The sequence below is a fragment of the Afifella sp. JA880 genome, assembly GCF_025379905.1.
Classification (GTDB): Bacteria; Pseudomonadota; Alphaproteobacteria; order Rhizobiales; family Afifellaceae; genus Afifella; species Afifella aestuarii.
Window position 1 is genome coordinate 845,562 of the sequence record NZ_JAOANH010000001.1, and the last position, 22,257, is coordinate 867,818.

The 22,257-nt window shown below is 63.3% G+C and carries 20 protein-coding genes; 7 read left to right on the forward strand and 13 right to left on the reverse strand.

Going from position 1 to position 22,257, the window contains the following annotated elements:
- Positions 1-1,446 (forward strand): aldehyde dehydrogenase family protein, encoded by a 1,446-nt coding sequence (locus NYQ83_RS03930; RefSeq protein ID WP_261212610.1) that lies wholly within the window; start codon positions 1-3, stop codon positions 1,444-1,446.
- A 70-nt stretch (positions 1,447-1,516) separates the two neighbouring features.
- On the opposite strand, the gene NYQ83_RS03935 is transcribed toward NYQ83_RS03930, so the two are convergent.
- Positions 1,517-2,476: a complex I NDUFA9 subunit family protein gene (locus tag NYQ83_RS03935; RefSeq protein ID WP_261212612.1), complete on the reverse strand. Its 960-nt coding sequence runs from the start codon at positions 2,474-2,476 to the stop codon at positions 1,517-1,519.
- A gap of 223 nt (positions 2,477-2,699) precedes the next feature.
- Between NYQ83_RS03935 and NYQ83_RS03940 the strand changes: the two genes are divergently transcribed.
- Positions 2,700-4,094: a hypothetical protein gene (locus tag NYQ83_RS03940; protein WP_261212614.1), complete on the forward strand. Its 1,395-nt coding sequence runs from the start codon at positions 2,700-2,702 to the stop codon at positions 4,092-4,094.
- A 44-nt stretch (positions 4,095-4,138) separates the two neighbouring features.
- Here the strand turns inward: NYQ83_RS03940 and NYQ83_RS03945 are convergent, their stop codons facing one another.
- From NYQ83_RS03945 to NYQ83_RS03960, 4 genes are all read right to left on the reverse strand, one after another.
- Positions 4,139-5,206, reverse strand: coding sequence for an ABC transporter ATP-binding protein (locus NYQ83_RS03945; RefSeq protein ID WP_261212616.1), 1,068 nt, complete (start codon positions 5,204-5,206; stop codon positions 4,139-4,141).
- A gap of 1 nt (position 5,207) precedes the next feature.
- Positions 5,208-5,999 carry an ABC transporter permease gene (locus NYQ83_RS03950; protein WP_261212618.1) on the reverse strand — a complete coding sequence of 264 codons (792 nt, stop codon included), beginning with the start codon at positions 5,997-5,999 and terminating at the stop codon, positions 5,208-5,210.
- Positions 5,996-6,850 (reverse strand): ABC transporter permease, encoded by an 855-nt coding sequence (locus NYQ83_RS03955; RefSeq protein WP_261212619.1) that lies wholly within the window; start codon positions 6,848-6,850, stop codon positions 5,996-5,998. Before NYQ83_RS03955 ends, NYQ83_RS03950 begins: the two co-directional genes overlap by 4 nt.
- Before the next feature lie 91 nt (positions 6,851-6,941).
- Positions 6,942-8,054, reverse strand: coding sequence for an ABC transporter substrate-binding protein (locus tag NYQ83_RS03960; RefSeq protein ID WP_261212620.1), 1,113 nt, complete (start codon positions 8,052-8,054; stop codon positions 6,942-6,944).
- 261 nt (positions 8,055-8,315) lie between these two features.
- Between NYQ83_RS03960 and cobF the strand changes: the two genes are divergently transcribed.
- From cobF to NYQ83_RS03985, 5 genes are all read left to right on the forward strand, one after another.
- Positions 8,316-9,068 (forward strand): precorrin-6A synthase (deacetylating), encoded by a 753-nt coding sequence (cobF, locus tag NYQ83_RS03965; protein ID WP_261212621.1) that lies wholly within the window; start codon positions 8,316-8,318, stop codon positions 9,066-9,068.
- A 219-nt stretch (positions 9,069-9,287) separates the two neighbouring features.
- Complete coding sequence (gene bcsA, locus NYQ83_RS03970) at positions 9,288-11,759, forward strand: UDP-forming cellulose synthase catalytic subunit (RefSeq protein ID WP_261212622.1); 2,472 nt, start codon at positions 9,288-9,290, stop codon at positions 11,757-11,759.
- Complete coding sequence (locus tag NYQ83_RS03975) at positions 11,756-14,164, forward strand: cellulose biosynthesis cyclic di-GMP-binding regulatory protein BcsB (RefSeq protein ID WP_261212623.1); 2,409 nt, start codon at positions 11,756-11,758, stop codon at positions 14,162-14,164. Before bcsA ends, NYQ83_RS03975 begins: the two co-directional genes overlap by 4 nt.
- Positions 14,161-15,459: a glycosyl hydrolase family 8 gene (locus NYQ83_RS03980; RefSeq protein ID WP_261212625.1), complete on the forward strand. Its 1,299-nt coding sequence runs from the start codon at positions 14,161-14,163 to the stop codon at positions 15,457-15,459. Before NYQ83_RS03975 ends, NYQ83_RS03980 begins: the two co-directional genes overlap by 4 nt.
- Positions 15,450-17,114: a hypothetical protein gene (locus tag NYQ83_RS03985; protein WP_261212626.1), complete on the forward strand. Its 1,665-nt coding sequence runs from the start codon at positions 15,450-15,452 to the stop codon at positions 17,112-17,114. The genes NYQ83_RS03980 and NYQ83_RS03985 overlap by 10 nt, the downstream gene beginning before the upstream one ends.
- An 84-nt stretch (positions 17,115-17,198) precedes the next feature.
- On the opposite strand, the gene NYQ83_RS03990 is transcribed toward NYQ83_RS03985, so the two are convergent.
- The 8 genes from NYQ83_RS03990 to NYQ83_RS04025 all read right to left on the reverse strand — a co-directional run bounded on the left by NYQ83_RS03990 (position 17,199) and on the right by NYQ83_RS04025 (position 22,216).
- On the reverse strand, positions 17,199-17,669 hold the full coding sequence (locus NYQ83_RS03990) for a DUF411 domain-containing protein (protein ID WP_314733283.1): 471 nt from the start codon (positions 17,667-17,669) through the stop codon (positions 17,199-17,201).
- Positions 17,670-17,747: 78 nt separating this feature from the next.
- On the reverse strand, positions 17,748-18,104 hold the full coding sequence (locus tag NYQ83_RS03995) for a hypothetical protein (protein WP_261212628.1): 357 nt from the start codon (positions 18,102-18,104) through the stop codon (positions 17,748-17,750).
- Positions 18,105-18,183: 79 nt separating this feature from the next.
- Positions 18,184-18,606 carry an arsenate reductase (glutaredoxin) gene (gene arsC / locus NYQ83_RS04000; RefSeq protein ID WP_261212629.1) on the reverse strand — a complete coding sequence of 141 codons (423 nt, stop codon included), beginning with the start codon at positions 18,604-18,606 and terminating at the stop codon, positions 18,184-18,186.
- Between the two features lie 52 nt (positions 18,607-18,658).
- Positions 18,659-18,895, reverse strand: coding sequence for a thioredoxin family protein (locus NYQ83_RS04005; RefSeq protein ID WP_234627496.1), 237 nt, complete (start codon positions 18,893-18,895; stop codon positions 18,659-18,661).
- Between the two features lie 19 nt (positions 18,896-18,914).
- On the reverse strand, positions 18,915-19,991 hold the full coding sequence (locus tag NYQ83_RS04010; protein ID WP_261212630.1) for a permease: 1,077 nt from the start codon (positions 19,989-19,991) through the stop codon (positions 18,915-18,917).
- Positions 19,988-20,284 (reverse strand): ArsR/SmtB family transcription factor, encoded by a 297-nt coding sequence (locus NYQ83_RS04015; protein WP_261212631.1) that lies wholly within the window; start codon positions 20,282-20,284, stop codon positions 19,988-19,990. Before NYQ83_RS04015 ends, NYQ83_RS04010 begins: the two co-directional genes overlap by 4 nt.
- Before the next feature lie 202 nt (positions 20,285-20,486).
- Positions 20,487-21,224 (reverse strand): ATP-binding cassette domain-containing protein, encoded by a 738-nt coding sequence (locus NYQ83_RS04020; RefSeq protein ID WP_234627493.1) that lies wholly within the window; start codon positions 21,222-21,224, stop codon positions 20,487-20,489.
- Between the two features lie 44 nt (positions 21,225-21,268).
- The gene (locus NYQ83_RS04025) at positions 21,269-22,216 is read right to left on the reverse strand and encodes a sugar ABC transporter substrate-binding protein (protein WP_261212632.1); all 948 of its coding nucleotides are present in this window, start codon (positions 22,214-22,216) and stop codon (positions 21,269-21,271) included.
- Positions 22,217-22,257: the final 41 nt, after the last annotated feature.

Consider the following 22,257-nt stretch of genomic DNA (forward strand, 5'->3'; position numbering starts at 1 on the left):
ATGCCGAAAAAGACCGATTTCTACATCAACGGCAGCTGGGTGGCCCCGGCCGAGCCGAACCCGTTTCCCGTCATCGACCCGGCGAGCGAAAGCGAGATTGCCGAGATCTCGCTCGGGAGTTCCGCCGATATCGACAAGGCCGTGGCGGCGGCGCGGGCCGCCTTCCCGACCTGGAGCGCAACAGACGTCACCGAACGCATCGCCGTGATCGAACGGCTCCTGACGATCTACCGGGCTGGCGCCGAGGAGATGGCCAAGGCGATCAGCACCGAAATGGGTGCACCGATGTCGTTCTCACGCGACGAACAGGTCGGCGCCGGCGACTGGCACATCGAAGGGTTTCTGAAGGCCATCCACGAGATCGAATGGGAGCGGCCGCTGCGCGCCAATGCACCGAGCGAACGCATCATCAAGGAGCCGATCGGCGTGTGCGGGCTCATCACGCCGTGGAACTGGCCGATGAACCAGGTGACGCTCAAGGTCGTGCCCGCGCTTCTCACCGGTTGCACGGTCGTGTTGAAGCCGTCGGAAATCGCACCCCTCTCCTCGCTCCTCTTCGCCGAAATGATCGACGCCGCAGGGGTACCGCCTGGCGTCTTCAATCTCGTCAATGGAGACGGGCCGGGCGTCGGCGCGGCGCTGTCCGCCCATCCCGACGTCGACATGATGTCGTTCACGGGATCGACACGAGCCGGCTCCGCAGTCACCAAGGCGGCCGCCGACACGATCAAGCGCGTGACGCTCGAACTTGGCGGTAAGTCGCCGAACATTCTCTTCGCCGATTGCGATCTCGCATCACAGGTCGAGGGCGGCGTCCGCTTCTGCATGGAAAACACCGGCCAGTCCTGCAACGCGCCGACACGCATGCTCATCGAAGCCTCGGTCTACGAGGATGCGATCTCGATCGCCAAGAAGACGGCGGAGAAGGTCGCCGTCGACGATCCGCATGAGGAGGGCGACCATATCGGCCCGCTCGTCTCGCAGACCCAGTTCGACAAGGTGCAGGATCTGATCGGGGCCGGCATTGCGGAAGGCGCGCGTCTCGTCACTGGCGGAACGGGCCGGCCGGCCGGCTTCAATCGCGGCTATTATGCCCGACCGACCGTCTTTGCCGATGTCACGCCCGAGATGCGCATCTGGCGCGAGGAAATCTTCGGACCGGTGCTTGTGATGACGCCGTTCAAGGACGAGGCGGAGGCGATCCGCCTTGCCAACGACACGCCCTACGGCCTCGCCGCCTATCTCAGCACCCAGGACACGGAGCGCGCCCGCCACGTCGCGTTGCAGCTGCGGGCCGGCATGGTGCGCGTCAACCGTGCCCCCTTCGCGCAGGGCAGCCCCTTCGGGGGCTACAAGCAATCCGGCAACGGCCGCGAAGGCGGAATTTTCGGTCTGGACGATTTTCTCGAGATCAAGACGGTCGCGTTTGGCGACATGCTGTCTTGAGGCCACTGTATTGAATCAGTCTCCGGCCGCGGCCCTTTTGCGACTGCGGCCGCGCGGCGTTTGCCGCCGGCTATTCGACCGAATGCCGGGCCTGCGCCGCCTTTCTGTCCTCCCGCTCCCGCAGGAAGTCTTCAACGGAAGTCGGCGTCACGCCCCAGGCCGCAAAGCCTGGCTCCTCGGTCGCGACATTGGGCGCCTCCATCAATTCCACTTCGGTGGAGGTCACCGGCGGCTTCGGCAGCCGCTCGGCTGCTGCAGCCAGGGCTTTCCAAATGCCGATCGGCAATGGGATGAGCAAGCGCCGGACACCGACCTCGTCTGCCACGATCCCGACGAGCTCGCGGTAGGTGTATGTGCGCGGGCCGCCAAACTCGTAAGTGCGCGGCTCGGGAGCCGGTCCCGCCACCACAATACACGCGATCGCCTCGGCCACATCTCCGACGAAGGTCGGCTGCAGCCGCGTCTCGCCACTCCCGAAGAGAGGAAAGACGGGATATCTCCGCAGAAGATCGGAGAACGTGCAGATGAAGCCATCCTGCGGACCGAACATGACGGCTGGCCTCGCGATGACTGCGTTTCCAAAGGCGCGGCGCACCGCGACCTCTCCTGCACCCCGCGCCGCGATGTAGCGGGAAGGAGAGTTCGGATCAGCGCCCACGCCAGAGAGCTGGACGAGAAGCGGTACGCCCTGTCGATGCGCCAGAGCAGCAAGCTGGCCGGCCGCCTCCACATGGATGTTGCGGAAGGTCTTGCCACCCCGCTCCACATAGAGGCTGACGGCATTGACGACCGCACCTGCGCCCTCGACAAGCCTTGCCACATCCTCCGGCCTCTCGATGTCGCCTTCCACGGCGGCGAGCCCAGGCGGCCTTCCGAGGAGATCGGTGATCTTGTTCGGATGGCGGGAGACCGCCCGCACGCTCCTGCCCTTCTCCAGCAGGCGCCGGCAGATCCGGTGCCCGAGAAAACCGCCGCCGCCAAAAACAACGACGGGTGCTTCCTTCCCTGCAAAGGTGCCATCTTCGGGCATGTCGAACCTCCCCGTCGCGATCTTCGTCTTTGGGGAGCACAACTGCCGATGATGGACTTTGCTCCCTGCGCAATTGCCACATCCGATGACGGCCTCCCTGCAAATGGCCGCATAGGTGGTTTCCAGGCTCGTCTGGACGGATGATGCTGATCGATCGGTGGAGTGGGCTGTTCATCGCCCCGTCGGAGCTTAAAGTGGGTTCATTGCCCGCAGAATTTTGTCGATGAACACCTCCCCCCTTCCCGACCGTCTCGCCGGCTGGCTGCTGATCGCCACATGTTTTTTCGTCTTCCTGGCTCAATGGTCGGGCGAGAGCATCCTGGTCGGCGCGGAGATCGTCACCGTCATTCCTGCCGTGCTTCTTTTAGCACGCCGCACGGGTCGCATGCAGACCGTGTTCCTTTCGGTCGGATGCATCCTCTTCGCCGTGGCGCTTGCAACCCGGGCCGACTGGCTGACGCTCACCGCATCGGCCTTGAAAACGACGGCCTTCATCGCCGCCTTTTTCACCGCGACGACGGCGCTCCGCTACGCGGCCACGAGTTCGCCTGCGGTCATCGAATGCGGCCGCCTTCTCGCCGAGCAGCCTCCGGGTCGGCGTTATCTCGCGCTGACAACCGGCGGACATCTCTTCACGCTCGTCCTCAATTACGGCTCGATCGCGCTTCTCGGGGCGCTCGCGGAAGAGAGCTCCCGCCGGGAAGACAACCCGCATATCCGCGCAATTCGCCTGCGGCGCATGTTGCTCGCCATTCAGCGTGGCTTCGCCTCGGCCCTCACCTGGTCGCCACTCGCCTTCGCCACAGCGATCTCGATCTCGTTCGTGCCGGATACGACGTGGAAGGAGATTCTGGGGCCGAGCCTCGTCAGCTCCCTCATCCTGGCTGTAGGTGGCTGGCTTCTCGACACTCTCATCAAGCCCAAAGTCTCGGCCTCGCCGTCGACGCCCGTGGTGACGGAGTTGAGCTGGACCAGCATCTGGCCGCTTCCCGTCCTGCTCGTCGTGCTCGGGGTGAGCGTCGGCGGCATTCATCTCGCCACGGGCGTGCGGGCGACCGCCGCCGTCATTCTGGTCGTGCCGATCATCTCACTCGCCTGGATCGCCTTCCAGAACAGGGATGATGCCCCGATGCGCCACGTGCGCAAGCGCACCGGCCTCTTCGTGACACGCCAGCTCCTCGGCTACCGCAACGAGCTCGTCCTCCTCACCATGGCCGGCTTCATTGGCGGCCTTGGGGGACATCTTCTGAGCCCGTTCGTCCTCGGCGCCGGCTTCGATCTGTCTTCGCTTCCGGGCTGGCTGCTTCTCATCGGGCTTCTCTGGATCATTCCGGCCGCCGGCCAGCTCGGCATGAACCCGATCCTGGCCGTCTCGCTGATCGCGCCGCTCCTTCCTGAAGCCAGAGAGGTCGGGATCGACCCAAGCGATATCGCCGTGGCGATGACCGCCGGCTGGGCCCTTGCGGCCGCAAGTTCGCCCTTTACCGCAAGCACCCTCGTCGTGGGCGGTTTCGGCAGTGTCACCGCCCGTTATGTCGGGCTGGTCTGGAACGGCCTTTATGTCGTCGTGACGGGGCTCGCGCTCTCGGCCTGGGTCGCATTTCTCGCGTTCTGGTGAGCAAGTGCCCGGCGCGCACGTTCCGCGCCGGCGATCGGTGCATCTCACGCGGTGACGGAAATGACGTCCTCGTCCTTGAAACCGACCCGCAGCGTCTCCCCCGGCTGCGGCGGGGCGGAGCGACGGTCGTTGAAGAGATCGACATGGAGACGCGTGTCGCCGACCGCGACCCCGATGCGGATCACCGAGCCAAGGAAGCTCACCGCTTCGACACGGGCATTGAGGCAGATGCCGTCATCGGCGCCGTTGACGAGGTTGAGCGTCTCGGGGCGGAGCGCCAGCACGATCGGCTCTCCGTCACGGGCGGTCGCCGGGAGCTTTCTCAGGACCACGGATTGCTCACCGATCGCAACCTCCTGCGCAGCGGCATTCCTCACCCTCGCCTCGACACGGTTGAGCGTGCCGACGAAGTTGGCGACGAAAGGCGTTGCCGGCCGGTTGTAGACCTCAAACGGCGCGCCGACCTGCTCGATGCGCCCGGAATTCATGACCACGATCCGATCGGAGATCGACAGCGCCTCCTCCTGATCGTGCGTCACGAAGATCGTGGTGATGCCGAGCTCGCGTTGAATGTTGCGGATCTGCTCACGCAGCGACACGCGGATTTTCGCATCGAGTGCGGAGAGCGGTTCGTCGAGAAGCAACATCCGTGGGCTCGGCGCGAGTGCGCGAGCAAGCGCCACACGCTGCTGCTGGCCGCCGGACAGCTCGAACGCATAGCGCCGGCCGAGATCGGGCAGACCGATGAGCTCCAGCATCTCGGCCACACGCTCGCGCGCCTTCGCCCGCGGCACGCCGGCGACCTTCAGCCCGAAGCCGATATTGTCCCTCACATTCAGATTCGGAAAAAGCGCGTAAGACTGGAAAACCATTCCAACATTTCGCTGCGAGGGCTTCAGGTGGGTGATCTCTCGCCCGTCGGCAAAGATGCGGCCCTTCGTGGGTTTTTCGAAACCCGCGATCATGCGCAGAACCGTTGTCTTACCGCATCCGGACGGACCGAGCAGCGAGACAAACTCGCCGCTGTTGAACGAGAGATCCAGGTCCTTGATCACCGTATTGGTGCCAAAGGTCTTGGTGATCGCTTCGAGATTGAGAAATTCTTCGGCCATATTAATCTTTTCTGGCGCTGCTCTTCGGGGCGAAGCGCGCGAGGAGCTGGATCGCGACCATCGCGCTCCAGGTGAAGACGAAGGAAATGATTGCGAGCGCCGAGGGCTCGTAGGCCCGGTTGGCACCGATATTCTGCATGTAAGGGCCGAAGCCCGGACGGTTGAGCAGGCTCGCCAGGACGAACTCGCCCATGACGATGGCGAGCGTCAGGAAGGCACCCGACAACACGGCCGTAATGACATTCGGAAAGATGATCCGTGTCAGGATCTTGAGGCGGCTGGCGCCAAGAATGGTCGCCGCTTCCGTCAACGTCTGCACGTCGATGGTCCTGAGACCCGTGTCGATCGCCCGGTACATATAGGGCATGGCGAGCGCCACATAGCCGAGCGTCAGCAGGATATTGGTGCCCATCACCGAACCGGTGAGCGGCAGAAAAGACGACGAGTTGTAGAGCCGGATATAGCCGAAAACGAGGATGATCGGCGGTATGATCAGGGGCATCAGCGTGAGGAATTCCACGATAGGCCTGATCTGCGGCATCCTGAGCCGCACGAAATAGGCGGCCGGCATGATGATGACGATGCCGACGACGATGGTGCAAAGGCCGATCACCAGCGAATAGGTGAAGGTCTGCTGGAAGCCCGGATCGGCGAAGACATTGCGATAGGCGTCGAGCGTATATCCCTCGCGCCGGATGCTCAGCGAAAATTCGAAGGTCGCAAGCAGCGGCAGCAGGAAATAGGCCGCTCCCAGACCGAAGACGACCCACGACCAGAAGCGATTGCCTCTCATTTGAGCCACCTTTCAGCGCGGGTGCGCACGACCAGATAGACGACGTTGGCAAGAGCGGTGATCGCGATCATGCCGACGGCAAGAGCCGCCCCGAGCTGCTGGTTCTGCAGCACGTCGCCTCGGATCTGCGCGTAAAGCAGGATCGGAACGATGTTGAGCGAGGAACCGGTGAGCGCATAGGCCGTCGCAATCGCCCCGAACGCGTTGGCGAACAACAAGGAGAGCGTGCCGAGAAGGTTCGGCCACAAGACCGGCAGCCCGACATAACGCCAGAACTGCCAGGTGGAGGCGCCGAGCGTCTCCGCCGCTTCACTCCACTCCCGCTTCAACCCATCGATCGCCGGCGTGATGATGAGGATCATCAAGGGGATCTGGAAATAGAGATAGGTGAGCGTCAGGCCCCAGAAGGAAAGAATGTTGAACCCGGCGCGGTAGAGGTCGAGACCGAACACCTCCCGCAAAATGATGGTCACAAGCCCCACGCGGCCGAGCGTTGCGAGAAACGCGAACGCCAGCGGGATACCGGCGAAATTCGAGGCGACGCCGGAAAAGGTCAGAAGCGTGGAGCGGATCACCGGCGGCAAACGTCCGCGGATGACGGCAAGGGCGATCGCAAGCCCGATCAGGCAGCCAAGGGCTGAGGACGCGAAAGACACTCGGATCGAAATCGAGAAGGAACGCAGGATCTGCGGCGTGAAGAGTGCGCCGATATTGTCGAGCGTCACGCCGCCCTGCCCGTCGGAAAAGGCTGTCGCGAACAGGCCCAGCGTCGGCAGGATGAGAAACATGATCGCAAACGCCAGAAACGGCATGATGGCGATCGCTTCCCCGAGCCTCAACTCAGCGAACATCTGCGAAAATCGGCGCTTCCGCGTAGGCAAGGCAACTGACCCGGATTGATCCGGGCCAGTCGTTTCAGTCGGAAGCGCGAGCGGCTTGCCGTTATTCGGCGACATTGGCGCCGACCACGGAATCCCACTTCTCCGTGATCACGGCCTTGGCGGCATTTTGCTGCTCGATGGTCGGAAACACGGCTTTGGCGTAGGATTCCGCCGGCGGCAGCGCATCGAGAAGCTCCTGCGGGATCTTCTTCTGCTCGGCGAGCGCATTGAAGCGGATCGGGTGGCAGTAGCCGGCAAGCCAGCCAAGCTGGCCCTCGTCGGAATAGAGGTATTCCATCCACAGCTTCGCGGCGTTCGGATGCGGCGCGTAAGCGCTGATCGCCTGGACGTAGACGCCGGCAACGACACTGTCGGACGGGACCACGACATCGGCGGCGGGGTTGCCCTCAAAGCCATCGCGCCAGGCGAGCGAATTGTAGTCCCAAGCAACCACGATCGGCGTCGTACCCTGTGCGACCGAGGCCGCTTTGCCGATCACCGGAACGAAATTGCCCCGCTCGTTGAGCTGCTTGAAATACTGCAGCCCGGCCTCTGCAGCCTGATCGAGATCACCACCGTTTTCGGCGAGGCCGGCTCCGACCACACCCTGGATCGCCTGGTTGGAGGCGCGAGGGTCACCTGCCAGAGCAACGGCGTTGGCGTATTTTTCGTCGAGGAGGTCGGCCCAGCTCGACGGCGCTTCACCGACGATATCCGTGTTCACGAGGAACGACAGAACACCGTAATAATCGCCGTACCAGTAGCCATCGGCGTCCTTTGCGTCGTCCGGAATGTCGTCCCAGGTGGAGACCTTGTAGGGCTCGATCAGGCCTTCTTCCTTGGCCTGCGGGCCAAAAGCGAGGCCGACATCGAGAACGTCGGGCGCCTGCGGGCCGGTGTTGTTCTTGTTGGCGCGGACGGCCTCCAGCTCATCGGCTGAACCCGCATCCGGGTTGAGTTCGTTCACCTGGATGCCAGGATACTTCTCCTTGAACCCGTCGATCACATCGCCATAGCCGCACCAGGAATGCGGCAGAGCAATCGTGGTGAGCTGCCCCTCTTCCTTGGCAGCTTTGTACAGCGCATCAAGGTCCGTCTCGGCGCTCGCCGTCATCGTCGTGGTGAGCAAAGCGACGACGGATACCGAGGCAGCGAATAGAGTTTTGGTTTTCATTATGCGACTCCGTGCTGTGGCTCGGCCCCCATTCGAAGAGAGTCGCCAAGCCGAACGTCCACTAGAACCGGCCCATGACAGATCCGTGACGCTGCGTCGGCACGGCGGCTTTGTTCACGCCACGCAACGAAAGACAATTTGTCTGTGGCGCACGCCCGTTTCGCATCAGTCGTGTCTTGGGTCGCAGCAACCTTCGTCCTAAGAAGGCCCGACCGCAAGCTGCAAGACATCCGCACGCAGAAGAAGAATGGGACATCGGCGATGAAGAAAGTCTACGTCATCGGGATCGGAGCCGGTGATCCGTCTGATCTCACGCTGCGGGCGATTGAGGCGATGCGGGCCGTCGACGTCTTCTTCTTCATGGACAAAGACGGGTCCGGCAAAGAGAATTTGATTGCCTTCCGCCAACAGGTGCTTGCACGGGCCGTTCCCGAGGCTTCCTACCGAAGCATCCATGCCACCAGCCCGGAACGACCGAAAGACGGCCGAGACTACGAAAAGGGCATCGACTGGTGGCGTGGCGAGCGGCGGCGGATCTTTCGCGAGATGCTGTCGGAGCTCGGTCCCGAGGAGACCGGCGGCTTTCTGATCATCGGCGATCCGGGGCTTTACGACGGCACCACGCAGATCCTGCATGAGCTCGCCGCCGAGGGATTTGAGATCGACTTTGAGGTGGTTACCGGCATCACGAGCCTGCAGACGCTTGCCGCCCGTCACCGCATTCCGTTGAACCGCATCGGCGAAGAAATCACCGTCACCACCGCACGCCTCTTGGCCGAGACCGAGCCCGCGACGATCTCCAACACCCTCGTGATGCTCGATGGGCGCGCCACCTTCCTACGCTTCAAAGAGAACGATCTCTCTATCTTCTGGGGCGCCTATCTCGGCATGGAGGAAGAAATCCTCATCGCCGGACCGCTGAAGGAGAAGGCGGACGAAATCGCCGAAACGATCGAGGCATCGCGCACGCGCCATGGTTGGATCATGGATGCCTATCTTCTGCGGCGACCGTGAAGGGTAAGAGGCCTTCCACCCTGCCATCGCGCACCCCCTTGTAGTTGCATCGTGCGTAAGCCTCCCAACTTAAATGAACGATCTACCCCAACCCCTTATGTGTTCTGATTAATTTTTGCGAAACCATGCCGCCCAAACTGCGGCCTATTCGCAATTTAATTAAGCTTTTAAACACGAGCGCCGCTCAATATCCCCGCAACAAGGGGTAGGAGAGGCGTCATGTCGAAAACGATGCCGCTGGTGGCGTTGTGGCTTCTGGCCACCACCGCCACGCTGCTGCTGATCATGCAGCCCATCAGCATCGAGGCACAATTCGTCATGGGCGTAGCGGCCGTCGGCGGGATGGCGGCCGTGTGGATGTTCAGCAAGGAAGGCGTCTGGCGCCAGGTCTTTCTGGCGCTCGCGACGGCGGTTGTGCTGCGCTACGTCTACTGGCGCACGACCTCAACGCTGCCGCCGATTTCGGAACCGATCAACTTCGTTCCAGGCTTTCTCGTCTACCTCATGGAGATGTTCTCAGTGCTGATGCTCTTCATCAGCCTGTTCATTACGGCCGACCCTTTGGAAAGGAAGCGGGCGCGCCAGCTGCGCGATGCGGAGCTTCCGACCGTCGACATCTTCATTCCGACCTACAACGAAGACAAAAGCCTTCTCGCCACCACCATCGCGGCAGCGCTCGCGATGGATTATCCGCATGAGAAAAGACAGGTTTGGCTGCTCGACGACGGCGGCACCGAGCAGAAGGTCAACAATCCCGACCCGAACGTCTCAGTCCCCGCCAAGCGCCGGCGTGCGGAACTGCAGCGCCTGTGCGCGCAGCTCGGCGCCCACTACCTCACCCGCGAGCGCAACGAACACGCGAAGGCCGGCAACCTCAACAACGGTCTCGACTGCTCCACCGCCGATCTCATCGTGGTCTTCGATGCCGATCATGGCCCGGTCCGCTCCTTCCTGCGCGAGACCGTCGGTCATTTTGCTGACGATCCGCGCCTCTTCCTGGTGCAGACGCCGCACTTCTTCCTCAATCCGGATCCGCTTGAACGCAACCTCTCGACCTTCGAGCGGATGCCATCGGAAAACGAGATGTTCTACTCAGTGATCCAAAAGGGTCTGGACAAGTGGAACGCGGCCTTCTTCTGCGGCTCGGCGGCCGTGCTTCGGCGTGCAGCGCTCGAGGAGACGGGCGGTTTTTCCGGCGTTTCCATCACGGAAGATTGCGAAACGGCACTTGAGCTGCATTCGCGCGGATGGAACAGCCGTTACGTCGACATTCCGCTGATCGCCGGTCTGCAGCCGGAAAACTTCGTCTCCTTCATCGGCCAGCGCTCGCGCTGGTGCCGCGGCATGGTGCAGATCCTGATGCTGAAGAACCCGCTCTTCAAGCGGGGGCTTCGCTTCGAACAGCGCATAGCCTACCTTTCCTCGTCGCTTTTCTGGCTTTTCCCGCTGACGCGCCTCACCTTCATGCTGGCGCCGCTGCTCTACATCATCTTCTCGCTGCAGATTTACGAAGCGAGCTTCCGTGAGTTCGTCGGCTACACCGTCGCCTACATGGCGGTGAACATCATGCTGCAGAGCTATCTCTACGGCAGGCTCCGCTGGCCCTGGGTCTCGGAGCTCTACGAATACGTGCAGTCGGTCTATCTGGGTCGAGCAATCCTGAGCGTCGTCCTCAATCCGCGCGCGCCGACGTTCAACGTCACAGCGAAAGGTCAGACGAGCGATAAAGAACAGCTCTCGGCACTTGCCGGCCCATATTTCGCGATCTTCGGCGTCCTCGCCGTTACCGGCGCCTATGCCACCTGGCGCTACTTTACCGAGCCCACCGGGAACGACCTGTTGATGATCTGCGGCGTGTGGAACGCGATCAATCTCGTCATTGCCGGCGTCGCGCTCGGCGTGGTGTCCGAAATGCCGGAGAGGCGTCGGGCCCAACGTCTCGCCGTCGTGCGCCGCGCGGTTCTCGAAATCGTCGGTGTCGGCGAAATCGCCGTCTCGGTGGAGGATGTCTCGACCTGCGGCGTGCGGGTGCGCCCGCTGGAGGAGGCACTGCCGCCGATGAAGGCCGGAGCTACAATCGCCATGCTGCGTCTCGTCAACGACGATGGCAGCGTCACCAAAGAGGCAATCGCCGTCGTTCTGCGCCGCGCCGGCAATGACGACCGCGGACGTTTCCTCGGCATGGAATTCATCCAGCTCACGGCGCCGCAGTACAAGCTCATCGCCGATCTCCTCTACCGCAGCGCCAACGTCTTCGAGACATTCCGCAGCCGGCGGCGGAAGCCGCGGAGCGTCATCGGCGCCACGATCGGCTTCCTCTCCTGGAGCTTCTATTACACGCTACGGGCATTCCGGATCGGGCTCAGGCGCAATCAGCCTGCCGCAACGGGCATGGAAGGGTTTACGAGCGCCGAAACCGGTTTCGGCGTCGAAATCGGGCGATCGGAGCCTGCCTTGCCGCGGGTTCAGTCCCATCTGCATGTCGCACCGGGCATGCCGGTCGAAGCCGGAACGACATCTGTTCCCACCCCTGCGGCGGCTCCTGCAGCTCAAAGCACGGCGGCGGTCGGCATCGCCACGCCCCAGGTCGAGCAAGCAGAGCCGAGCGAGACGCAACGCCGGCGCTCCATCTCAACATCGACGGCTGCCACCGCTTCGCTCGGTCATGACGTCTGGGAGTATGCGGTATGAGAAATCTCGCAACCGCGGGCCTCGCACTCCTCCTGCTCGCACCGCAGGCCCAGGCGGGCAAGGTCGTCCTGTCTCTGGATCAGGTTCGATCGGCAGCGCCGGTCAGGGCGCAGCCCACGACCAGCCAGATGGCCCTCTCCGACACCGGCGTGCCACTCGTGGCCGAGGTCGATCCGGATCTTCGTCGCCTTCCCGCAGCCTTGAGCGATTTGCATTTCAACGGCGAAACCGCCGGTCATGAATGGCCCGTCTATCTGACGAGGACGCAGGCGGCCTCGCGGGCGGAGATGCAGCTCGGCTACATCAACAGCGTGTCGGTGATGTCGGAGGGCTCGACGCTGACCGTGACGGTCAACGAAGTCAGCATCGGTGAAATCCCGATCGCATCGCCCGACGAGCTCGCCCGCACGCGCCTCTCCGTTCCCCCGGGCCTCCTCCAGCCTGGCTACAATTCCGTGCGCATCTCGGTGCAGCAGCGGCACCGCGTCGATTGTTCTCTCGAGGGAACCTACGAATTGTGGACCCAGATCTATCCTGGGGTCACGGGATTTGCCTTTGCGGGGGCCGGCGCCGGTTTCGAGCGCTTGAGCGATCTCGCAGCCGTCAATCCAGCGCTCGACGGCGCCGTCAGCATCAGCGTGCGGGCGCCTGAGACGCCAACGCCGAAGGCGACCGAGAGATTTTTGCGCGTGGCCGAGATCGCCGCAATCATGACAAAGGCGCCCCGCAGCGAAGTCCGCTTCGACACCGGACCTGTTTCGGGACCCGGCGTCGAGATTGCGATCGGAACGCCGGAGGAACTGCGTCGGCTCGGTGTTTTGAAGCCCGGTGAGACGGCGCAGCCCGGCGTTTCCGTCATCCTTCCCGACGAAATGGATCTGATTCATGGCCGCGTATCCATCTGGATCGTGGGAGGCAGCGACGCCGCCATCAATGCAGCGCTCGCAAGTCTCGAAGCCGGGAGTAAGACGGGTCCTTCGGAAGGAACGCCATCCGGGCTGCGCGCCGCTGAAAACGCCCTCGGCCACCTCGTGCCGCCGGGAAGTTCGGTGAGCCTGCGCGACCTCGGCGTCGTCTCCGAGGAGTTCAACGGTCGCCTCTACCGCACCTCCTTCAACATTCGTATGCCCTATGACTTTCTGTCGGCGGATTACAGCCAGGCGGTCATTCGGCTGACGGCCGGCTTTGCGCCACGGCTCGATCCCAAGAGCCAGCTTCTCGTGCGCGTGAACGATCAGACGGCGTCCGTGCTGCCACTCTTGGACGACGACGGTGCCTTGATGCGGGGACGCAAAATCCCGATCCCGCTGAAAGTGCTGCATCCCGGCATCAATCGCGTGCAGATCGAGGCGCAACTCCGCTCTCAAAGCGATCGCAGTTGCGACACGCTTGCCGGGCTCTCCAGCCCGAGCCGCTTCCTCATCATGGATACGAGCGAGTTCTATCTGCCGCCGGTCGCGCGCATCGCACGCATGCCCAATCTCGCTTCGACCCTCAGCGGCGGGTTCCCTTACGCCAAAGGCGAAACGACAGCCGCCTACATCCCCGATCCCGACGCCGACACGCTTTCCGCCGCCGGGACGCTCGCAGCCAATCTTGCTGCGGTCAGCGGGGCGCCGCTCAATCTCGAGGTCGCCTTCTCCGCACCCCCGGCTGACGCCGGCACCTCGATCGTCGTGGCGGCGGCACTGGCCCTGCCCGGCTCTGTCGCCGACGCTGTCGGTCTCGACGCCGCCGGCATGCGCCAGGCCTGGCGTTCGCAGATGCTCAACAGCCGCGTCGGCAGAGCCGGACTTGGAGAAGCACCGCTCTACACGGGCTCGACCGGCCGCGACGATCCGACGCCGCAACGCGCCTCGCAACGGCTTTTCATGCAACCCTCTGTCTCGCTCGACGACTGGACCGAGCAGATGCGCGAGAATGGTGGCTTCGGCGGACCGTTCGAGCGGGCGATCTCCTGGCTCAAGGATCAGGTCGGGAGCGCCACCGGGAATATCGGCCTCGGCGAAGGACCGGATCCGCTGCGGGTCAAGCCGGGCAGCACACTCGTCCTTGCGCAAGCGGAAGCCCCGGCCAACGAGGGGCGCACCTGGACGGTGGTGACGGCCCCGACCAGCGGAGAGCTCGCAGCCTCCGTCGCGCAGATCAACACGGCGTCGCTGCTCTACCGGCTGGACGGGAGGGCGCTCGCATTCGGCCGCAACGACGGCGACATCACCAGAGCCACGAACGGCAGCTTCTACTATGTGACGACGCAGCCGCTCTCCTTCCAGAACATTCGCCTCGTCGCAGCGGGATGGATGTCGCTCAACATCGTCTATTACGTCCTCGGCCTCATCGCGGCCTGCGCATGCCTCGGCCTCGCAACGACTGCGCTTCTGCGGCGCGTGGGGCATTCGTCATGAGCGCGCGCGTTTCCGTCACCGCCATCGTGGCGTCCTTCTCCGCCCTTCTGGCGATTTCGGCGGGCGCGGCGCTCTTGAACGACAGCCCCTCGGAGAAGGCCGCGCTGCCCTGTGAGCCGGGCGAGAGGGCCGCCACGATGGCGAGCGCCGTTCCTCAAAACATCGCCCTCCGCCTGCCGATGGCATCGGGGGAAAACGTGTCGCATGTCGCAGAAACAACCTTCGATCCGGTGCCTGCGGCCGCGGCCACAGGCACACCCGTTTCGACGCCGATTGAAATCGCGGCTGCCGGCCGCGCAGCCGGCTCGAGCGCCGGTGCGACGCAGGCAGATCTGCCTGCGCCTCTCTGGGCGAATTTCCGTGACAATTTCATCGGCGACGACGGACGCGTGATCGACGACGGCAATGGCAAAATCAGCCACAGCGAAGGCCAGGGATACGGCCTGCTGCTCGCGGCCTTCGCCGATGATCCCGTCACCTTCCGCCGCGTGTGGAACTGGACCGTCACCGAGCTCCTGATCCGCGACGACGGCCTTGCCGCCTGGCGCTGGGAGCCCGATGCCGATCCGCACATCACGGACCCCAACAATGCCACCGACGGCGACATCCTGATCGCCTGGGCACTGATGGAAGGTGCGGTCCGCTTCAACGAACCGGAATATCGCAAGGCCGCCGCCGATATCGCAGCAGCGATCTACGAGAAAACCACGGAAGAGAGCGCGTACGGCCGCATCATCCTGCCGGGCGTCCACGGGTTCCGCGCCGATGATCGTCGCGACGGGCCGGTCATCAACCTCTCCTATTGGGTGTTTCCGGCCTTCCCGGCTCTCGCAAAGGCCGCTCCGCAATACGATTGGGATGCCCTGCGCGACAGCGGCGTGGCATTGATGCGGGCCTCCCGTTTCGGCAAAAGCAACCTCCCGAGCGACTGGATCTCGCTTTCGGGCGAGAAGCCGAGACCGGCCAACGGCTTTCCCCCGACCTTTGCCTACAATGCGATCCGCGTTCCCCTCTATGCCGCCTGGGCTGAGGCCGGAGATCGTTCCGACCTCGCCCCCTATCAGGCGCTGTGGGAGCGGGCGCAGCCGAGCACCGTCGATGTCATGTCGGGTCGGGCAGTCCAGCCTCTCGGCGGCCCTGGCTATGCGGCGGTCGCGGGGCTCGTCGCCTGCGCACGCCAAGGCACCCCCTTCCCTGCCTCGGCGCGCAACAGCCTTCCCGACCTCTATTATCCGAGTGCCCTACAGGCCCTTTCTGTCGTCGCAGCACAGGAGGCATATTCCGGATGTCGCTGAAAACGCTCCCGTTTCTCCTCCTCGCAGGGGTGGCCTGGATCGCACCAGCGCAGGCCCAGACCATCACCATCAAGGCGCCCGCCCACATGTCGGGCGCCGCCGTTGCAAAAGTCGATGAGAGCGCCTTGCGCTACTATGCGCGCAACCAGGAGCTCGACCGTGTCGAGGCCGAAATCCACCGGCTGCAGCAATTGCATCCGGGGTGGACACCGCCCGACGATCTCTTCACCCAGGTGACCGGCGGCAGCGACGAAACGGAATTCTGGGAGCTTTTCGCAGCCGACCGGCTCGATGATCTCGAAGCCGCCATCGAGGCGCGACGACATTCCGAACCGGGCTGGCAGCCGTCCGAGGACCTCAGGAGCAAGGTCGCCTACAAGCGCGCCCGCCAGCGCCTCGTCAACGCCTCGGATCTAAAGCAATGGGGCAAGGTTCTCGATATCGCCGGAGGCGGCGACATCGTCCTAAGCACGGCAGACGTCGACGTCATGTGGCGGGTGGCGGAAGCCGACGCACACAACCACGCAGAGCAGGAAGCGCTCGCTCTCTACGAAAAGATCCTGCAAGATTCCTCAAATTCGGACGAGCGGCTCGGGACCATACAGAAGGCGCTCGGGCTCCTGCCTGTGCGCGAGGTCGAGACGCTGATCTCCCTCGGCCGCACCAATCCTGACGGCAGCAACGAATTCGAGATCGTCGAAGACGATCTGTTGCGCGCCCGCATCGGCGCCATCGCCGCCGGCGAAGACGTAGGAACGGTCTCTCGTAGCGAACTCGTGCGCTTCGAAGACGGCGTAGAAGCCGACAAGAGCGCCATGTCCGATGCGGCGCTTCTCGGCTGGTTCTATTATGGCCAGAACGACTGGCAGGATGCGGCGCGCTGGTTCAAGACGTCGCTCGATCGCGGTGGTGACGTGAAATCGGCCGAAGGCGCCGTGCTTTCGCTGAGCGCGCTTGAGAAGCCCGACGAGGCGGAAGCGATCGCCGCGAAATGGGAAGCGGAATCGGCCGAGGTGCGCAGCCTCTTTCTCGGCCTCGGTGCGGCGCGACTCAGCATGGATCCGCCGCCTGATCTCACCCGCGACTACGTCGCCAAACTCGCCAACGCCATCGAAGAGACGCAGTCCGGCGACGGCGCGCAGGCACTCGCCTGGTACCATTACAACACCAAGTCGTTTGATGATGCGCAGAGCTGGTTCCGACAGGCGATGGCCTGGCAGCCGCAGGACACGACGGCACTCGGCCTCGTTCTTGCGACTTTCCATCTCAAACAATGGTCCGAACTCGCCGATCTTTTGAAGAGTTTCTCGCCGGACTATCCGAGCGTCGCTGCGATCGCACCGGAGCTCAAGCGCCCGACGCGGACCGCCTCGACCGTCGATCGCACGCAACAGGTGCGGGCGGCACGGGTTGCGCAGCGGGTGAACGATCTCTTCGGAGCGAAGCGCTATCGCGAGGCCTTGGCGCTTCTCGACGAGTTCGACGGCAAGTCGCGTGGCATGATGATGCTCAGAGGCTGGGCCCTCTACCACGTGCATCAGATCGCCGAGGCGCGGGAGATTTTTCGCAAGCTCGACGCAAAGAGCTCCACCAAAGAGACCCGGGAAGCGCTGGCGTGGATCATGAACGCCCAGCTGCCCGCCCGTCACCGATAGACAAGAGAAAGCCTGGCACCTCCAGCCAGTCGAAAGGGCGTTCACCCCGCAAGGGTGAGCGCCCTTTCTTCTTCATCAGGTGTCTTAATCCGACAGGCGTTCCTCGCCGCGATAGCGGGCATAGGTCGACTGTCCGGAAGCTCCGAAAGAAACGACCGGATAGGTGTCCGGCTCCATGCCGGGCATGGCCATACCTTCCGAGCCGACCGGCATGCCCGGCACGGCGAGACCGGTCGTCATGGGCTTTTCATCGAGGAGCCGCGCAACCATCGCCGAAGGCACGTGACCTTCCAGGACGTAGCCGCCCACAACGGCCGTATGGCATGAGGCGAGCTCATCGGGCACGCCGAACTGCTGCTTGACGGCGCTGATATCGTCGGTCGGGACGACTTCGACGGCAAAACCCTCGGTACGCATCTTGTCCGCCCAGGCCGTGCAGCAGCCGCAGGAGGGGTCCTTGTAGACGGTCATGGCCGGAAGTCCTTCCGCGTGAACGGAAGAAACGGCGAGAATGCCGGCAAACGCAGCGCCGGCGAGAAGAAAACGAGTTTTCATCGGAAGCATCTTTCCAAAGTGCAGATGGGCCGGGTTTCACCCGGCGATTCAGTCTGTTGCGAGCTTTGCCCGCTTCTTTCAGGAAAGGATGCTTCGTGGCGGCGGTGACAGGGCTTCCGGATCCGTTCCGACAAGCACCCTCGCATCGGGTCGCATGCCCGCCACGAAAGCGCGCCGAGGCGCGGGCACAGCCGGCATGTGAGTGGTGGCGAAAGCTTGCAGGGTTGCGGCGCAGATTGCGGTACAGCCGGTCTTTTCCGCTGGCGCCTCCTGGCAGCAATCATGCGGCTGCTCGGCCACGAGGCGCATCTCTGACACGTCCATCGGCGCCATCGTCCGGCCATGCGAGTAGGCGTAGCTCGCCTGTCCGCCGACGAGTGCGAGGAGAAGCGCGAGAAGCAGCGACGCCAGACGTGGAATCCGAGTTGCGAGCATCCTCTGCAATCTAGCAGATCCGGCGATACCGCGCTTGAGGCAAATCAACGGGTTACAGAAATGTAAGCGAGCACGCCCGTTATGCGACCCTGCGCCCGTTCGCATCGATGATCAGCTCGCCATCCTCCTTGGCGAGCGGCCCGGGCGGCAGACTATCGAGAAGGTCGAGCACCATCTCGCTCGGCCGGCACAGCCGCACACCCTTTGTCGTGCAGACGATCGGCCGGTTGACCAGAACAGGATGCGCAATCATCGCCTCCAGGAGCTTCTCGTCACTGACCTCGGGATCGAGCAGGCCGAGCTCCTCCGCCGGCGATTTCGTCGTCCTGAGTGCCTCGCGCGGGGTCAGTCCGGCCGCAGCGAAGAGCGCCAGAAGCTGCGGGCGGGTCCAGCCCTCTTTGAGATATTCGATGACGGTCGGCCGGTAGCCGGCCTTCTCGATGATCGACAGAACATTGCGCGAGGTGCCGCAGTCGGGATTGTGATGAATGACGACGTTCATGGTCGGCGAAACTCTTTCTCTCAGCGATCGGATACGAGGGCGAAGGGCAAGCTCACGCCGTCAGCCACTCCTCCAGCTTGTCTTCCCGCGGCAGGCCTCCGGCATGGACGAGCTTGCCGTCGATGACGATGCCCGGAGTGGAGGCAACGCCATATCGAGCGATCTCGGCGTAGTCCGTTACCTTTTGCACCTTTGCCTCAATGCCGAGCCTCCCGGCAGCATTACGCACCATGGCCTCTGTCGTCTCACAGCGCTTGCAGCCGGGACCGAGCACTTTCACATCCTTCATCTCAGAAAACACCTCCGATTTATCCGAACAGGAAATTGAACAGGAAGCCGACGCTGAAGATGCCCGTCCCGACGATGGCAACGAAGACGGCGATGAGCTTTCCCTTCAGCACCTTTCTCAGAATGACGATCTCCGGCAGCGAGAGCGCCAGAACCGCCATCATGAAGGCGAGTGTCGTGCCGAGGGCCGCGCCCTTATCGAGAAGCGCTTCCACCACCGGGATGATACCGGCAGCATTGGAATACATCGGAATGCCGAGGCCGATTGCAGCCGGCACCGACCACCAGGCCTCTGCACCCATGATGCGCGCCATCAGCTCCGCCGGCACATAGCCGTGAATGCCGGCGCCAACAGCGATACCGACGAGAATCCACAGCCACACTCGGCCGACGATCTCCCTCATGGAGGCAAGGCCCTCGCGGAGACGCTCAACGCCGGTGATCTCGTCCTCTGGCACGCGGCAGCAGCCGCCCGTCGCGTTCAACTCGCGCACCCAGTCCTGCAGCCAGGATTCGATGTGCAGGCGGCCGATGACCCAACCCGACACGATTGCGACGCCAAGTCCGAAGGCGAGATAGAGGAGTGCCACCTGCCAGCCGACCAGACCGAAGAGAAGGCCAAGCGCCACCTCGTTCACCATCGGCGCGGCGATCAGGAAGGAAAAGGTAACGCCGAGCGGGATGCCGGCCTGAACGAACCCGATGAAGAGCGGAATGGCCGAACAGGAGCAAAAGGGCGTCAGGATGCCGAGCCCAGCCGCCATGACGTTGCCGGCCCCCTCGCGCCGACCCGACAGAAAGGCCCGCGTCTTCTCGGGAGAGAAGAAAGATTGCACCACCCCCATCACGAAAACCACGAGCGCCAACAGCATCAGCACTTTCGGCGTGTCGTAGAGAAAGAAGGCGAGTGCCTCGCCGAGCCGGCTCTCCCGTGAGACTGGAAGCAAGCCGGTAAGCGCTTCGGCAGCCGGTTTGAGGCCCATATAAACGCCGACCCACAGCGCGAACGCTGCGACGGTGCCAAGATACAACAGGAGTGGCGAGGAGCGACGACCTGATCCCGGCGCAGGGCTGTCTGCAAAGCCGGAGGCGCTCATGCAGCCGCCCTCGTCGACCCGCCCTCGAGCGCGACCATGGCCGCATCGACGATCGCCGCAAGCTCTTGCGGCAGGTCCGGATTACGCCGGTAGCGAACCCATTGCGCATCGCGGCGGTCGACGACGAGGCCGGCCGCCTTCAGCACCCCCATATGCCGCGACATGCGCGATTGCGTCGCCTCCAAGCGCTGCATCAGCTCGCAGACGCAATGCTCCCCGCCGTCCCAGAAGATCTGGATGGCGGCAAGCCGCGTCGGCTCAGCCAAGGCGGAGAGAACAAGAGACACGTCCATCACAAGCTCACGGTTTTGCGCATATGCGTTTAAGCGCATAAAATCTCGCTGCGCGACGAAGTCAAGTGCGTTGCTCGGCCGGCATGAAGGACACGGACGATATTTGCTCTCAGCGTCCGTCGGATCTGCGGTGGGCTTAGCGTTCGGCCCGAACCGGCCTCGCCCCGCACGGATGGCGGCCGCTCTCCGCCTTTCTGTTCGCTCAGTCGCCGCCCATGATCCGCTCCGACAGAGCCTGCGATGTCAGGCCGTCGGTCGAAAGCGATGCTTCGGTCCGGCCACCGCGCAGGATGGTGACCCTGTCGGCGACGGCCACGACGTCGTGCATGTTGTGGCTGATCAGGATGACGGTGACGCCGTTTTCCTTCAACCGGCGGATGAGCTTCATCACCTCTTCCGTCTCGCGCACGCCGAGCGCGGCGGTCGGCTCATCCATGATGATGATTTCCGCCTTCCAGCGAAGCGCCCGGCAAATCGCTACGGCCTGACGTTGCCCGCCGGACAGGTTCTCCACCTTGGCGGTCATGTCGCGCATCACCGAATTCAGCGAGATCAGAAAATCCTGCGAGCGGGCGATCATGGCGGCGCGGTCGAGCACCTTGATGCCGAGGACCCGCCTCTCGAGCTCGGAGCCCATGAAAATGTTCTGATAGATCATCATGCGCGGCGCGAGACCGAGATCCTGATGGATGGTCGCAATGCCGGCCGCGAGCGCGTCATGCGGGTTTGCAAGCCGCACCTTTTCGCCGCGGACGTGAATGTCGCCCACATCCGGACGTTCCACGCCGGAGACGAGTTTGATCAGCGTCGATTTTCCGGCGCCATTATCGCCGCAGAGTGCGTGCACCTCGCCGGCCGCGACGCTGAGATCGGCGCCGCGCAGCGCCTTGACAGCACCATAGGATTTCCGGGCGTTGCGGACGGTGAGGATGTCGCTCATCTTTTTTCCAAAGTGGCCGGCGGCTCGCCCACCGGCCCCCTCGCCTACTCCTTGATGAAGTCGTCGACGTTCGACTGATCGACGAGATCGGCACTCATGTAGAGATAAGGGCCTGAGGTGATGGTTTCCTTCTCGGCGCCTTCGACGGCGATCTTCTGCATGGCATCGACGGCTGCCTCGCCCATCGCCTCGAACGGAATCGCCACCGTCGCCATCAGCATGGAATCCGGCGACTTGATGCGCCGGAACGTTTCCGGCCCACCATCTGTCGAGACGAGAACCACGTCGCCCTTCTGCATGCCCTGCTGCTTCAGCAGATCGTCGATGATGAAGGCCTGGCCATCAAAGGAAGCCCAGATGCCGTCGAAGTTGCCGGCATTTTGCATGATGAGAGCATTCATGCCGTTGCGCACATCCTCCTGCCAGCTCTTGGTGCGGGCCATCGAATGGCTGCCCACTTCCTTCACCGCCTGGTTTTCGCTCAAGACGACGTCGAGCACCTTGCCGCGGATGCGCGTGCCGACATTGGATTCGAAGCGGTCCGTCAGGATCGAGCCCTCATAGCCGAGCTGCCCCAGAAGATAGAGCGCCGATTCAGAGCCGACGGCGTACTCATTGACCTGAATATCGAAAAGCGCATTCGGGCTGGCCCCGCTCATGACCGTGATCAGCGGGATGCCGGCGTCCTTCACCTCTTGCATCTGCGCGTCGAACTCGACGGGCTTCGACATGGCGAGCACGATGCCGTCGACGCCACTTTGGACGAGGTTCTCGATCTGCTCGGAATGCGTCTGCAGCGTGCCGTTGGAATTGAGCACGACGACGTCCCAGCCTTTTTCTCTCGCGGCGGCTTCGACGGCATTGGCGACGCGGGCATGCGTCTCCGACGACATCTGAAAGGCGACGACGCCGAGCTCGAAGGCCTGGGCGGACACCGCGCGCGTCACCGCGAAGGCGACGACGCCGAGCGAAAGCAGCAATCTGAGTTTCATTTTCATCCCTCTTATCGTTGGCAGAGCGCGGCTTTTTCGGC